We start from the raw sequence: 15,257 nt of genomic DNA on the forward strand, positions 1-15,257 counted from the left end.
AAGATGTCCACAAATAACTATTGTAACCCAAATTTACCAATGATATAATTACACTATCAGAGACAAGGGGGTATATAAAATGAACGTGAAAAAAATAGCTTGCTTACTGTCATTAAGCTTGTGCTTAAGTATTGGAGCAGGTGCAAAGGCTAAGGCAGCATTTACGCCGGAGAGGATATCGGGAGCAAATAGATATGACACTTCTGTTTCTATCTCAAAAAATGGATGGAATGCTACTTCAGACTATGCAGTAATTGCTAATGGGGAGGATTTCGGAGATGCGTTGAGTGCAGCACCTTTAGCAAAGAAATACAATGCTCCTATATTATTAGTTTCTAAAGATAAGTTGGACAATCAGTCAACAGTAGATAATGTAACTAGTGAGCTTTCAAGACTAAAAGTAAAGAAGGTATTCTTAATTGGAGGAACTGGTGCAGTATCAGAGGTTGTTGAGAACATAATTAAAAACAAAGGCATTGAGCTAGAGAGAATTGCTGGAAAAGATAGATATGATACTTCTATTGAAATTGCAAAAAAGGTAGGAGCTGATAAGGGAGTAGTTGTAGCTACTGGAGAAGATTTCCCAGATGCTTTATCTATGGCACCGATAGCAGCATCTAAAGGTATGCCGATAATATTAGTACCAAAGGATGAAGTGACTTCAGAACTAAAAGATTACCTAACAGAAAACAACAACATATCTAAAACCTATGTTATGGGTGGAAAAGATGTAATAAGTGATAAGGTATCAAAAGAATTTAAAAATGTAGAGAGAATTACAGGTAAGGATGAATATGAAAGAAACCTAAATACTTTAAATAAGTTCTCTAAGGATATGGACTATGATACAGTTTACTTAGCAAGCAGAACAGGATTTGCAGATGCTCTTTCTGGGTCAGCTCTAGCTGCATTAACTTATTCACCAATTATATTAGTTGGAGATAACGCACAAGCTAATGTTCAAAGTTATATTAATGATAAAACTAAAGACATTGGACAGGTGAATGTACTAGGTGGTGAAGGGGTTGTAAAACCAGCTGTATTAGAAGCATTACTGCCTGTTGCTAAAAATCAGACTATTAATAGCGGATTATTAAAGGCTTCTTTAAATCAAATGAACATTACTTCTATGCAAAGTGATAATACTTTGGGAGTAAATGTTACTGCAAAAGACCTTCCAAAGGAAGCGCAAGAAGTTGCTGATAAGGCAATTCCAGTAATAAATGATGCCAAAATGGGATTAAATATAAAACTTAATAGCAATAGTGCTAAAACTATAAGCAATGTTCAAGAAGATGTAACAATGCAAATAGCAGGAATGAACATAAATACTACAGTATGGGTAACTACAGATTTTTCAAGTAATCAGCCTAAGATTAAGGAAATTGTAGAAATTCCTGCGATGGCATCACCTTATCTTCCACCAGAATTAGCTGGAAAGAAGTATATGGTTATGGATCCTATAGCTATGAATAAGGAAACAGGAGTTCCAGCACCAGACTTCAATGGTTTAGTAAATTTCTCAAAGAATTTCCAACCACAATTCCAAAGTTTTATGCAAAAGTATTCAGAAAACTGGAATCCAGGGATTAAATTCATAAGTTATAAGGGATTGGCAAGAGTAGAAACTAAAGAAGGAATGAAGTATGCACAAACTTATCAATTGAAACTTGACGATATGAAATTAAAGGCTATATTAAATTATACTGCTAATGATTTTGTAACAAACAAGGAATATATGAATTTTGTTAAACAGTTCATGTTGTCTTGTGTTGATCTATCAGCAACACCAGATAAAGATGTTCAAAAGCAGCAGATAGAAAAGGTATTTAATGATATAGCAGCAAATCCACAGGAAGCTATGAAACAGATAGAAGTGTTCATGGATGCTATAAAGGATTTAAAAGTAATTGGAGATAAGGGAATTGACATAACATACAAGGTTTGTGATGGATATATTATCGAAGAAAGTGGAGTTGTAGATCTTCAACTTGACATTAAAAACTTTGTATCAGTTATGAGCAAATTAAGCAATAGTCCAGTAGATAACACTTCAGAGGATATTAAAGGTATGCTAGGTTTAGGATTTAACTATACTACTGAAAATTACAATATTAATAAGAACGTTAAGATAGAACTACCTAAGCTTACAAAGGAAAATTCCTTTAACTATGCTGACCTGTTGAAGGCAACAACTGGAGAGTAAGGGACAGTTAACAACTTTTCAACTATTTGAGACAACCTCCTGTTAGATGAAGAGTAGGTATTAGATTAGATAAGGTATTAAAAAGTTAAAAACTTTTTAGTACCTTATTTTTATGGGGAAAATTGTAAACCATCATTAAAGATGGTGAAAAGTTGTAGACCGTCCCTTAATTTGGTTATCAACTATTGTATTGTAGAAATATATTGTAGAAATATAATCATAAGTTCGAAATATCAAAAGTTGGGCGGAAAATAAAGCTAATAGTGAAGCAACAGTTATGTGGTATGGATTTTGCAGATAGATTATCTGCAGTACCTTTTACGCACCTATTATTTTTCCTAATGATTTTAAGAGAAGGAGATGCGCTTAAGTACCTGAGGATTAGAGGGGACCTTTATATAGAATCTCTAGGTGCAGTACTTGATAGCGTAACTGTAGATGGAGCTATTTATAAATTATTAGATTTTAATAAAGTAGGAAATGATGTATAATCTTAATAACATTAAATTTATAATTTTTTATGACAAAGGTTTAGGTTAAAATTATTAATTAAATAAAAATAAGAAGGAGGAAACAAATGAATAAGAAAAATAATTTAAAGCAGTATATTTCTTATGTAAAAAAGTGTAGAGCAAGTAGCATCTTTAATATAGTATTCTTAATGCTATTCTTTATAAGTAGCTTTTCATTTAATGTACAAGCTTCCACTACAGCTTTAGATGAGGCTAGAAGTATAATTAAAGAGAACTATATAAACCCTATACCAGATAGTATTTTAAATAGGTCCACTGTAGAGGAAATTGTAAAGGGGCTGAATGATCCTTATTCACAGTATTTCTCCAAGCAAGAAGAAGAAGATTTTGTGAACTCAATAGATAACAGAATGTATGGAATAGGAATACATGTACAAATGGTAGCTGAAGGGGTCAAGGTTCAGTCTGTAATTGAAAATTCTCCAGCTTATGATGCGGGTATTAAAGATGGAGATATAATAGTATCTGCCAATGGAAATTCTTTAGCAGGGTTGACAGCGGACCAAGCTACTTCCTATATCAAGGGAGAAGAAGGTACTATGGTTAACTTGGTAGTAAATAGAGGGGACGGTTCACAAGTTTTCGATGTTATGAGAAAAGAAATTAGTTTGCCAACAGTAACGGGAAAAATGCTTAATGACCAAACAGCGTATATAAACATATCATCTTTTGGCACCGACACTTCACAGTTATTTACAAAAAAACTTCAGGAACTTAAGATGAGGAATCCAGAGAACTATATAGTTGATTTGAGAGACAACGGTGGAGGATACATGTATTCGGCTCTAGAGATAGCTGGAAACTTTATTGGTGAAGAACCAGCGATAACCATAGAAAATAGAGATGGGGTTCGACAAAGATATTTAGCAGAGGCTAGTGAAAATGTTATTGACAAGCCAATTATTTTTCTTGTTAATGAATATACGGCAAGTGCCTCTGAAATATTGTCAGCAGCAGTTAAAGATTATAAAAAGGCGTTTTTTATAGGAACTACAACCTATGGAAAAGGGGTTGCTCAACAGATATTCCCGTTAACTGATGGCAGTTCAATTAAGCTAACGGTACAGAAATTTTATTCACCAATGCAGAATGAGATAAATAAAGTCGGCATATCTCCAGATTTTGAGGTTAAAGCTGACTATTCCTTAGCAGTTGCAGAATTATTTTCTGGGAAATATGTAAGTAATGTAGATAAAAGAGGATATGTGAAGGTAAGTGCTGGCGGAAAAGAATTTAATATAGATTTGAAATTAGCAAAAGATGAAAATCACTGGGCAGCATTTAAGTATATTATAGATAATGTTTCAAAAGAAGATGTCTATATAGGTACTGAGAATGGATGGGCAAAGGCTCCAGAAGATTATTTCAATAATATTTATAAGTTCTTATACGGTAATTACAAAACCTTTGAAACTCTAAAAAACGTAGACGAAAATAAGGTTTTCACTGTAACATTCAATAAATCCGTAAACATAGATACTATAAGACAATATACGGATATTGAGGTTATAGACTCAGAGACAGGCAAACGTGCAGCCTTTGATATTAATAAAGTTGATGACAGCAAAATAAGTTTAGCTCCAAAAGAAAGTCTAGAAAAGGGAAAGACTTACTATATAAAAATAAAAAATGTTATAAAGCCTTTTACTGTAAGAAATTAGGGTGAGATAATGGGGACAGTTTACAATTATTCACCTTTTAACTATAAAATAATAAGAAGAAAGAGAAAAACTATTGGCATTAAGATAACAGAGGAAGGTGAGATTGTTGTTATCTCTCCTTTAAATATTGATAAAAAAGTTATAGATGCTGTGGTTAAAAGTAAGGAAAAATGGATAAAAGGTAAGCTTACAGAAATAAATGAGGCAAGGCTTACTCACAAAAGCATAGAGTTTAAGTCAGGAGAAGAATTGCTTTATCTAGGAGAAAATATAGCTTTAGAGATTTTCCAAGCTAATATTATGGATTCTAGCATTTTAATTTCGGATAAGCTTATGAAGGTATTTATAGGTAGTAACCAAAGAAGCAAGGGGGAAAATATAAGAGATTTAGTAATAAACTTTTATAAAAAAGAGGCTAGGAGAATATTTTTAGAAAGAACTATTGCTTACAAGGACATAATTGGAGTATATCCAAAGCGAATAACAGTCAAAGATCAAAAAACTGTTTGGGGTAGCTGTTCATCTAAAGGAAACTTGAATTATAATTACAGACTTTTAATGGCCCCTATAGAAATTATTGATTATGTGGTAGTGCATGAATTATGTCATTTAAGGCACATGAATCACTCTAAGCAATATTGGGGCGTTGTCCAGTCAGTATTGCCGGATTATGAGGAACGAAGACAATGGCTTAAGGTTAATGGAAATAAACTCAGGATCTAAGGGACGGTTAACAATTATTTTTCATAGAATAATTGTTAACCGTCCCTTATTTTGATGAATTTAGTTAGATGGGTTAACCATTTTAATAGCTTGTCTTATAATTGCATAAATAAGTTTAATTTAAATTTTAAAGGGTTATAGGATTATTTTTGGTAGGTGAAAAATTTTTAAGCAGTTTTACTGTATTCAATAAAATCATTTATAATATCTTTATATCTCTCATCAGTACTTACTAGAGAAACTCCCTTTTCATATAGCCGCCAAATGTTAGAAGTTGTAGTGTTACCAATAACATCACAAATCCCAGTTAAGCTGAAGCCACATAAAGCTCTAAGTAAAAATACACATACTGATTTTAATTCTGAGTTTTTGTGTGTATATTTCGCATGTATACAGAAGGCTTTCTTGGTATATTTCGAAACGAAGTCCACAACATTTTCAGGCTTAAAATCTCTAATAAGCAAGTGCCTTTCTGCTACATAACACTGCTCTTTTTCTTCAAATTCTATTTCCTTTTCAATATCTGAACTTGTAGACCTAAGTACTAGTTCCAAGTATGTTTTTCTTGCCGTATTAATATTCTTACCAAAGCGTTCTAATATAAAGTTTATATTTATAATATCAGAAAATGGAGACTTATTTACTAGATAAGTTTTTAAACTGGAATAAGGATAGTCTTGTATATTATTAGTATACTCCTTTATATCCTTTGGATTACTATGTATATATACTGATGCAGTAACAGCATAAGCATCTTCTTCTATAGGCTTACTCTTAAATCTATCTGCAAATACATGACCATGCCTTTCATATTTTTTATTGTAATATTGAGCATAACTTTGATTAATTGACTTCATAAACTTGGAGATATCAGCACCATTATCACAAATCTCCAAGTGATAGTGCGTATCCATAAGTACAAATGAATAAACTAAAAATTTATTAGCTTTTTGATACTTTCTAACGATACTCATAAACTTATCTTTGTCACTAGACTCTCTAAAAAGCTGAATTTCACTTATACTTCTACTCATGATGTGATGTATGTGGCTTAAGCCCTTCTTACGAGCTGTTCTTGGCATTTAGTTTCACCCCTTTTATATGTTAATTAAATTATTGACATATTATAGTAATATAAACGTATATAATTAGATGTAAGATAATTAATTATTGTAATTACTCCATAGTATCCTGTGTTAATCAAAATAGAGTGGTATCAAAGAAAAGTTGTTAACCGTCCCCATTCCAGAACCCCAAAAGATTGTTAACTGTCCCATAATTTAGAGTCTGTCGTATAGACAATATTATGGATATAAAGTAAAATATAAAATAGTATCACTGTGAAAAGAAACTAAAATCAAGGAGAAAAAGTATGAGTTTGTATTCATTATTCGTAATAGCCTTAGCTCTTTCATTAGATGCCTTTGGCGTGGCGCTTTGTATAGGACTTAACAATGGAATAAAAAGAGGTACTAAGGTATTATTTGCAAGTTCATTTGGGTTTTTCCAGTTTCTATTTTCCTTAGTTGGAGCCTATGCTGGCTTTTTGTTTAATACATATATAGCATCAGTGCCAGAAATAATTGGTGGGGCACTAATAGCTATAGTTGGAGGAATGATGTTAAAAGAAGGGCTTGAAAGCAAGGATGAATGTCCGTTGATAAAACCAGGCATGTTTATAGTTTTGGGGATATCTGTAAGTATTGATGCCATGGTTATAGGGTTTACAGCTCTTGATAATATATCGAGTAACTTAGTAATTTTACAAAATACATTGTTTATAGGTTTTATAACTTTATTGATGTCAATGACAGCGTTTATTATTGCAAGGTATTTAAAAAGAATAACTGTGGTAAGCAAATATGCAGACTATATTGGCGGAATAATATTAATCATTTTTGGGATAAAAATTATGTTTTTTTAAAAATTTGGGGTGAAAGTATTGGAGATAGAACAATATTTAAGACAGCATGGTATAAAGGTTACAAAGGGAAGAATAGCGGTATTAGATATAATATGTAAAAGTGATGGTGCTGTAAGTGTAGAATATATTTTTGAAGAGTGCAAGAGGTGTGGTATGAATATTGATTTATCCACAGTTTATAGGTCTTTAGAGTTATTTGAAGGTAAGAATATTGTAGGTAAGTTTGATTTAGGAAAGGGAAAATACAGCTACGCATTAAAAAAAGAAGATCATAAGCATGTACTGCAGTGTAAGTTATGTCATAAGGAAGTTGAAATAGACTGTCCAATGCAACAAATCAAAGAATTAATTAAAGATAAGACTGGTTTTGTTTTTGATAAGGAAGAACTAGATATTAAACTAGAGGGAGTATGTGAGGAATGTAGAAAACAAGAATAGAAGGAGTTTCTATTCTTGTTAATCTAATTAGTATTCATTTTTTGCTGCAACTTCATCAGGATATACCTTTTTAACTTTCCATGTGCCGCGGCTGGTTTTCTCTAGAAATACGCTGTAGGCTACTTTTTTATGTGGAATCTTTTTTTCAGTTCCATCAATCTTAACTACAGCAACAGTGCCATTTGAAAAAGATAGATCAGAGGAACTTATTTGATACATTTTATATTCATTAAAAATCCCAGTAGTAAAATAATTTTCAACAGCATAGTTAATATCCTTACTTTTATTAGAAATGTAGGTGTATTTAATTAGCCCGCCAACTAGGACTACTGATAAGCAAAGTAATAAAAGTTTCCTCATAGCCTCACCCCTTTTGGGAAATATATCCAATACTATAATAACTAAATTTTATAAATAAGTAAATACTAAATACTATTAAATTGATTTAAGGCGGTGTTTATATATGGAATTTTCATCTTTAGTATTAATGGAAAAAGATAAAGAAACTGGTTTTATGGTAAAAGAATTAGGAAGTTATGAAGTTAGCGAAGGTGCAGAAAATATATCTAAAATGTTTTATGACGGCGAAAAAGTAAACGTATATTTTGATACAAATAAGGACGTTGAAGACTGGGAGTATTCTGCAATATTTGACTTATTTAACGAAGAGGAATTTGTAGAAAGTGGATATAATATAGAACAAGTTGACAGTGAATATAATCCAACTTGGTTAGTAAAGTTTGATTATGATGAAGAACATTCTGTTGTGGCTGAAAAGCTTAATAAATTATGTGCTTTAATAAGTACTTCTATTAGCAAAGTTATTGTAGATATAGAGGGAAAAGAGGAAGAATATAGGGAAGACTAAAGACTATAATTTATAGTGAAAATTGAAATAAATAATAAAAGTTCTCAAAAGATAAGTGTTAACTATTTAACTTTTTATGATATCATGTTATAGTTTAAAAGGAGAAAAGTTAGAAGTTCTAGGAAACTTTATTGAGGTGGAAAGATGAGGTTGGAGTATATAAGTAGAGTGAAGGAAGATGACACTCTAGGCAAAAGCATATTAACTAATGAAGGTCATGTCTTACTGAAGGCTGGTGTAAAATTAAATAATACTTACATAAATAAACTCAAGGAATTAGGAGTTTTCTATATTTATGTAGAAGATGATAGATTAGATGATGTAGATGTAGAAGATGAAAGGCTTTCTGAACTTAAACAATTAACCATAAGAAGCATGTCTCATGTTATGAAAAATGTACATAATTGTAATGGAAAACAACTTAAAGATTCCTTAAACTATGTTAAAGAAATGATAGATTATATAATAGATGTAGGGGATGTTAACAAAAGTCTTTATGATATAAAAACCCATGATAACTATACCTATGTTCATTCCTTAGATACCTGTATAATGGCTACGTTTCTAGGTATTAATTCAAGGCTAAATGAGTGGGAAGTAAAGGATCTAGGAATAGGAGCCATACTACATGATGTAGGCAAAACACAGATTTCTCTTAAGATATTGAACAAAGAAGGCAAGCTAACAGATGAAGAGTATAGTGAAATAAAGAAACACACAATATACGGTGCTGAAATTCTTAGAAAAAATTTTACAATACCGGATCCAATAATAAAGATTGTAGAGCAGCATCATGAAAGAGTTGACGGAAGAGGATACCCATACGGCTTGAGTTCAAATCAAATATCTAAATTTGCAAAAATTGTTTGTATCTGTGACGTATATGATGCAATAAGCAATGATAGATGTTACAGAAAGAAGTTTAGTCCAAATGATGCTTATGAGTTGATTCTTTCTGGAAGTGGTTCTAGTTTCGATGAAAAGCTAGTTAAAAACTTTAAAGATACTTTTTCTATTTATCCTTTGGGATGTTGTGTTAAGCTTTCAAATGGAGAAGAAGGGTATGTTATCAATCAAAATCAAGGATTTCCGGACAGGCCTGTTATAAGAGTTTTATATGATACAAAAACCAAAAGTCCTATATCTTTCTATGAGGTAGATTTATTAAAAAATCCAAGTATTGTCATAGTCGATATTGCATGATAAAGTATATGCACAACATAAAATAAACTAGTATACCAGTTTGTTTTTATGCTGTGCATTTTTATTTTATAAATTAAGGAGAAATTTTTTATGGATGTTTATATAAGAAAACTGATTCAAGAACTATTTAATAGATATGGATATAGAATTGTAGAATTTGGGGAAATAGCAGGACTCAGCAGTTCATGGGGAGTAGTAAAAAGCACAGGGGACGGTACACAATTATTCTTCTTTTCTGACTTAGAGAGCAATGACTCGCTAGATATTAACAAGGTAGTTCAGTACGCAGCTTACAATTTTCAATTAAAAAATATAAGGCCTATTCAGATTTTAGTAGATAAAAAGCTTCATTTGGAAATTGGAACAGATGGGGAAGGGTATTTAAATCATAAAATTTATCCACAATGTGAATTGATTTTAATTAACAATGTGGATAATAAAATATTATATTACAGTAAGGAATTGGAGAATGAGGTTCATGAGGTAGCAAACTCTATGGGGATTATGGAGAGTGAAAGAAACGAAATCTCAAAAACAGAAAAATCTATTATAACATATCTTCTAATAGGTGTAAATTTATTGGTTTACGCTATGACTGCTTATTTGTCAGGAAGCATAATGGATAGTGATATAAATGTGTTGATATTTTTAGGTGCAAAGGTTAATGAACTAATAAGCAGTGGTGAGTATTATAGACTACTTACCTGTATGTTTTTACATGGTGGAATTGCTCATATAGGTTTTAATATGTACGCTCTTAGTTCACTAGGGCCTCTAGTTGAAAGTGTATATGGAAAAATTAAATATATATTTATATACTTTTTAGCTGGTATAGTGTCATCAATCTTTAGTTATATGTTTTCTACAGACATTTCCGTTGGGGCTTCAGGAGCAATATTCGGCTTACTGGGAGCGGCCTTAGTTTTTGGCGTAAAGATGAAGAATGCAGTAGGAAAAAATTTTATGTTTAATATAGCTTCTGTTATTGTAGTTAACTTAATTTTAGGTTTCTCTATGCCTAATATAGATAACTTTGGGCATTTAGGTGGATTAATAGGTGGTATTGCTGTATCTTATTTTTTTATGAAGTCAGTTTAATATAAATGGGGACAGTTTACAACTATTCTCATATCTCAAATAATTGTTAACTGTCCCCAGACCTCAAGACTTCAAACCTTAGTTTAAAACTAAGTCCTCTGCATATAGTGTTTCTTTATCTAAAAGCATGTTTGTTATATTATCTAAGTTATTCTTTTCCTTCAGTAACAACTCTTTAACTTCCTCATATAGAGAATCAACTAACTCTTTAGATTCTTTAATAACATCATCTTGATTTAGGTTAAGTTCCATAAGTTCTTCCATGTTTAACAAACCTAAAGTTTCCCCCATACCATACTGAGTTATCATATTAAATACCATGCTTGTAATATGCTTTAAATCATTGTGAGCACCGGTAGTTATGCTTTCAGCACCAAATACAATTTCTTCAGCAGCTCTTCCACCAAGTAATACCATTATTCTTCTTCTTAGATAATCCTTAGTTTTGTACAAGCTATCCTCAGGAATACTTAAAGTATATCCACCAGCACCCTTAGTTGTTGGAATTATTGTTACCTTTGATACCTTTTCCTCTGGAAGGGCTTTTAAGGAAACAAGAGCATGTCCAGCTTCGTGATAAGCAGTTATCTTCTTATCAATATCCTTTATGTGAACTCTCTCTTTCTTTTCATATCCAGCCAATACAATAGAGTAAGCTTTATCAATATGGACATCTTCAATAGTTGGACTATTGTCTTTACATGCCAATATAGCAGCTTCGTTTATTAAGCTTTCCAGCTTAGCTCCTGAAAAGTAAGAAGTTTTGTGAGCCCATTCATTAATATTAACATCACCTACAGGCTTGTTTTTTAGGTGAAGATCAATAATTTTTTCTCTTGCACTTACATCTGGAAGCATTATTTCTACATGTCTATCAAATCTTCCTGGTCTTAAAAGGGCAGGATCTAGTATGTCCAATCTATTAGTAGCTGCCATTATAATTATACCTTCTTTTTCATTAAATCCAGACATCTCTGTAAGAAGTGCATTAAGTGTTTGGTCTCTTTCATCGGAACCACCAGTACCTCTAGCTCCATCTCTCTTCTTACCTATAGCATCAATCTCATCTATGAAAATAACAGCTTTACCAGTAGGATTATTTTTAGCTTTTTTAAACAACTGTCTTATACGGCTAGCACCAACCCCTACATAAACCTGTATAAAGTCTGAACCAGATACAGCATAGAACGGAACGCCAGCTTCACCAGCTACAGCCTTTGCAAGAAGAGTCTTTCCTGTTCCAGGCTCACCGTAGAGGATAATTCCCTTAGGCATTCTTGCACCATATTGTGCATATTTTTCTGGGTTCTTTAGAAAATCTACGATGTCCTTAACACTTTCCTTTGCCTCTTCATTTCCAGCAACATCTTTAAAGCTAAAGCCAGACTTTTCTACTGCAGTTGCATCTAGTGCATCTACGGAAAGCATTCTTTTAGAAGTAAGGGTAGATGATTTTATAACCATAGCCAATAAAGAAATTATTGAAGCTATTAAAACAGTTATAGCAATAATCTGTTTAGAATCAGTAGGTGTTTCTTCAGAAACAGTAATTCCCTTTGTCAACAATGTTTCCTTAAAATCGCTTGTTCTAGGGTTGTCTGTATCGTACATTTTACCATTAGTTAACTTAACTTTAATCTTTGGAGAAGGAGTTACGTACACCGTTGAAACGTTTTTACTAGACACATCCTTTAAAAATAACACATAGGATTTATATTCACTGGAACCAAAGCCAAGATTAAAGACTACTAAAGAAGCAATAGACAATATAGTAGTAATTATCGGTATAAGTATAAACTTATTCTTCATTCTATTTTTCAAGTTTGTTACCCCCCTAATAATTTTATTATTTTTTATATTAAAGTAATTGTTTTAGAACTCTATATGATGAATAATTGTGAACTGTCCCCAATATGGTATGTCTTATAAGAAATCACGATAAATTACGAGTTGTTACTGAAGGTCTTATCTAAATTACAATAATGATATTATAATATTTTTTATTTAAAGTCTAATGAAAATCATAAAATTTGCTAAAGTAATTTATGGTGCTTATGGGTAAAGTAATATAGAATGTCCTTATTGTATGCATATAATTGGATTTTACCAATAGCAGCTACCCCCTAAAATTTATAAATTGGCCTCTACACCTGCAGTAAAACAACCAAAGAGTATTAGCTAGCCTTAATTAGCTGAATAGTTGCAGACTGTCCCCAGTTAAGCTGTTAAATAATTGTGAACCGTCCCCTAAATACTTATTGCACATAAACTAATTTGTTGTATACTTTATTTATAAAGTGAAGAATTTTCCAGGGGACAAAAGGAGGACAAGATACTATGAAGGTTTCATCAACTAATTTAGTGCTAACTGAAGAAGATATATTAAGTATAATAGAAGAGTATATAGACATAGAAGGACTTGTAATAAATAGCATACAAATAAGGGAACTCATAACGGTAAAAGGAAGTTATAAGAGGAAAGTAACAATTCCTTTTACAGCTCAGATAGGCTTGGGAAACATACATGGAAATATAGTAAATTTAAAATTATTTTCGGTTAAAGTATCTAAAATAGGTATATTTAAAGGCATTAAAAATATTGCTCTAAAAAAGATACTTAGTCAATTTCAGGAATATGGAGTTAAAGTGGACAAGGATACTATTACTTTAGAGTTAGATACTGTATCTAAACTTGTACCGTACTTCTACTTTAAGCTGAAGGGTATAAGACTAGCCCAAGGCGTTATAGAAATAGAAGCACAGGATGTAATCTATTGTGAGAGAAAACCAATAGTCAATATGAAGAAAAATTGTGAACCGTCCCCAAGGAGACCCCTTCAGGATGAGTACAGCAAGGTTAGGGGAGAAATATTACGTAAGATTCCACATAAATATGACAGAGTTGTCCAATATGCAATGCTTATACCGGATATAACTGCACTGTTTTGGAGATTATTTAAAGATAGCAGAGTAAGTGTAAAGGTTAAAATAAAGGCAGCAGCAGTAATAGCTTACCTGGCAAGTCCCATAGATATTCTTCCAGATTTCATACCTTTAGTAGGAGGAATTGATGATGTAGCTATAGCTTTTTTTGGGCTGAATGCTATAATTAATGAAGTGCCAAAAGAGCTTATTTTACAAAATTGGCAGGGAGAAGAAAATATCATATTATTGACGCAATCTGCAGTTAGGCATATTTCTAAGATTGTTGGAAGCCAAAATGTTAACACTTTATTGTCCTTCATAAAAGAAATATTTGAGAGAGAGGACAAAAGGGTTAATATATAAAATATATTGAAGATAGGAGCAAGTGTTATGGCAAAGAAGGTTTATGCAATAAAGGAAGGCTTTAATTTTGAAAAAAATGAAAAAGTAGAGAATAAGATAGTTAACACTTGGGCAGAGTGTTTGAAATATGTAAAGGGCGTTAAAGGCGCTAAGTACAAAAGTTTTGAAGATATTAATGAAGCTAGGGCGTATCTAGAAGATGGAAACAAGTTATTAAAGAAATCAGAAGATAACTATCCAAAGGATTGCCTTCATGTTTATGTTGATGGAAGCTATAACATTAGCACAGAAAAATACTCCTATGGAGTTGTAGCAGTTAGAAATAATGTTGTTGAATATATTGAAAGCGGTTCAGCTAAGGATACCTCTCAAAAAAATATTAGACAGATAGCAGGAGAATTAGAAGGTGCAATTAAAGCGGTGCAATATGCGCTAAGCAAAGGTGATAAAAAAGTGGTTATATTTCATGATTATGAAGGAATCAGCCACCATGCTACAGGCTTTTGGGAGAGAAGAGAGGAGTCTTCAATACAATATTATAATAAGATGAATGAATTAATTAAATCTGGAATTGAAGTGATATTTGTAAAGGTAGATAGCCATACTGGAGATCTTTTTAATGAACTTGTAGATGAAAAGTGCAAAGAAAAACTATCCGTGACCTCAGATAAAGTTATAGAAAAATGGCTTCTAACCAATACTTTAAAAGTATCAAATGAAAATGTAAAAGAAGAGATTTTAAAAATAGCCCCTAAGGGAGAGAAAAATATAATAGTGTGTGATGAAAGTACATTACCAAAGGATAAAGCAACTACTGCTTCAGAAATAAATCATCAATTTAGCAATCTTATTAGTGAGTATAGGAAAAGCCCAGAAAGAGGGAGAGATCTAATACAAAACTTAAGTGAACAAGAGAAGACAAGGTTTATTACTTTTTTACTAGATTAAATAAAAACTATAATCTAAAGTCGTCATAGCTTAATTTGTTGTTATAGTTAACACTATCGAAGAAAAATACAACATTTTGTATAAAAAGGAAGCTGTTATATTTTTCTTTGTTTAATAAATGTAAAATTGCATATTCTATATATGAAGTATAAAAGCAAAAGGAGTGATTAGAATATGCGTGGAAAGTTTATAGCAGGAGCTATAGTTGGAGCAGCAGTTGGAATGATGATGATGCCAGACCTTGACAGATCAACAAAAAGAAAAATAAGAAGAACAGCAAAGTTTATGAAAAATGTAGCAGAGGATGCCTTTGATGGAATGAAAGGCAGAATGGGATAAAAATTTAACTATGATATATTATAAAACT

General features: G+C 31.8%; 15 protein-coding genes. 12 read left to right on the plus strand and 3 right to left on the minus strand.

The features are described from left to right. Nucleotides 1-79: 79 nt before the first annotated feature. From P8V03_RS13815 to P8V03_RS13830, 4 genes are all read left to right on the plus strand, one after another. Nucleotides 80-2,206, plus strand: coding sequence for a cell wall-binding repeat-containing protein (locus tag P8V03_RS13815; RefSeq protein WP_318798580.1), 2,127 nt, complete (start codon nt 80-82; stop codon nt 2,204-2,206). Nucleotides 2,207-2,469: 263 nt separating this feature from the next. Further along, nucleotides 2,470-2,697, plus strand: a complete 228-nt coding sequence (locus tag P8V03_RS13820; protein ID WP_318798582.1) for a hypothetical protein — start codon at nt 2,470-2,472, stop codon at nt 2,695-2,697. 86 nt (nt 2,698-2,783) lie between these two features. Further along, a complete protein-coding gene (locus tag P8V03_RS13825; RefSeq protein ID WP_318798584.1) occupies nt 2,784-4,400 on the plus strand; it encodes a S41 family peptidase in 1,617 nt (538 codons plus the stop codon). Nucleotides 4,401-4,409: 9 nt separating this feature from the next. Beyond that, nucleotides 4,410-5,123, plus strand: coding sequence for a M48 family metallopeptidase (locus P8V03_RS13830; RefSeq protein WP_318798586.1), 714 nt, complete (start codon nt 4,410-4,412; stop codon nt 5,121-5,123). A gap of 167 nt (nt 5,124-5,290) precedes the next feature. Here P8V03_RS13830 and P8V03_RS13835 read toward each other — a convergent pair whose 3' ends face one another. Then, the gene (locus P8V03_RS13835; protein ID WP_318798588.1) at nt 5,291-6,205 is read right to left on the minus strand and encodes a transposase; all 915 of its coding nucleotides are present in this window, start codon (nt 6,203-6,205) and stop codon (nt 5,291-5,293) included. 290 nt (nt 6,206-6,495) lie between these two features. Here P8V03_RS13835 and P8V03_RS13840 point away from each other — a divergent pair, with 290 nt between their 5' ends. Both P8V03_RS13840 and P8V03_RS13845 read left to right on the plus strand, forming a co-directional pair. Beyond that, on the plus strand, nt 6,496-7,047 hold the full coding sequence (locus tag P8V03_RS13840) for a manganese efflux pump MntP (protein ID WP_318798590.1): 552 nt from the start codon (nt 6,496-6,498) through the stop codon (nt 7,045-7,047). 18 nt (nt 7,048-7,065) lie between these two features. Further along, nucleotides 7,066-7,485 (plus strand): Fur family transcriptional regulator, encoded by a 420-nt coding sequence (locus tag P8V03_RS13845; protein WP_428978980.1) that lies wholly within the window; start codon nt 7,066-7,068, stop codon nt 7,483-7,485. A 27-nt stretch (nt 7,486-7,512) separates the two neighbouring features. On the opposite strand, the gene P8V03_RS13850 is transcribed toward P8V03_RS13845, so the two are convergent. Further along, nucleotides 7,513-7,845: a hypothetical protein gene (locus tag P8V03_RS13850; RefSeq protein ID WP_318798594.1), complete on the minus strand. Its 333-nt coding sequence runs from the start codon at nt 7,843-7,845 to the stop codon at nt 7,513-7,515. 103 nt (nt 7,846-7,948) lie between these two features. On the opposite strand from P8V03_RS13850, the gene P8V03_RS13855 reads away from it, so the two are divergent. From P8V03_RS13855 to P8V03_RS13865, 3 genes are all read left to right on the plus strand, one after another. After that, on the plus strand, nt 7,949-8,353 hold the full coding sequence (locus P8V03_RS13855; protein WP_318798596.1) for a DUF6762 family protein: 405 nt from the start codon (nt 7,949-7,951) through the stop codon (nt 8,351-8,353). 144 nt (nt 8,354-8,497) lie between these two features. Next, nucleotides 8,498-9,556 (plus strand): HD-GYP domain-containing protein, encoded by a 1,059-nt coding sequence (locus P8V03_RS13860; RefSeq protein WP_318798598.1) that lies wholly within the window; start codon nt 8,498-8,500, stop codon nt 9,554-9,556. Between the two features lie 90 nt (nt 9,557-9,646). Further along, nucleotides 9,647-10,654: a rhomboid family intramembrane serine protease gene (locus P8V03_RS13865; protein WP_318798600.1), complete on the plus strand. Its 1,008-nt coding sequence runs from the start codon at nt 9,647-9,649 to the stop codon at nt 10,652-10,654. Between the two features lie 78 nt (nt 10,655-10,732). Here P8V03_RS13865 and P8V03_RS13870 read toward each other — a convergent pair whose 3' ends face one another. Further along, nucleotides 10,733-12,463 (minus strand): ATP-dependent metallopeptidase FtsH/Yme1/Tma family protein, encoded by a 1,731-nt coding sequence (locus tag P8V03_RS13870; RefSeq protein ID WP_318798645.1) that lies wholly within the window; start codon nt 12,461-12,463, stop codon nt 10,733-10,735. 528 nt (nt 12,464-12,991) lie between these two features. On the opposite strand from P8V03_RS13870, the gene P8V03_RS13875 reads away from it, so the two are divergent. From P8V03_RS13875 to P8V03_RS13885, 3 genes are all read left to right on the plus strand, one after another. Then, entirely contained in the window at nt 12,992-13,942 is a 951-nt protein-coding gene (locus P8V03_RS13875) for a YkvA family protein (protein WP_318798602.1), read from the plus strand. 27 nt (nt 13,943-13,969) lie between these two features. Further along, a complete protein-coding gene (locus P8V03_RS13880; protein WP_318798604.1) occupies nt 13,970-14,890 on the plus strand; it encodes a ribonuclease H family protein in 921 nt (306 codons plus the stop codon). Between the two features lie 174 nt (nt 14,891-15,064). Then, nucleotides 15,065-15,229, plus strand: a complete 165-nt coding sequence (locus tag P8V03_RS13885; protein ID WP_261673099.1) for a YtxH domain-containing protein — start codon at nt 15,065-15,067, stop codon at nt 15,227-15,229. Nucleotides 15,230-15,257: the final 28 nt, after the last annotated feature.

The sequence above is a fragment of the Clostridium tanneri genome, assembly GCF_033659955.1.
Taxonomy (GTDB): Bacteria; Bacillota; Clostridia; order Clostridiales; family Clostridiaceae; genus Clostridium_AM; species Clostridium_AM tanneri.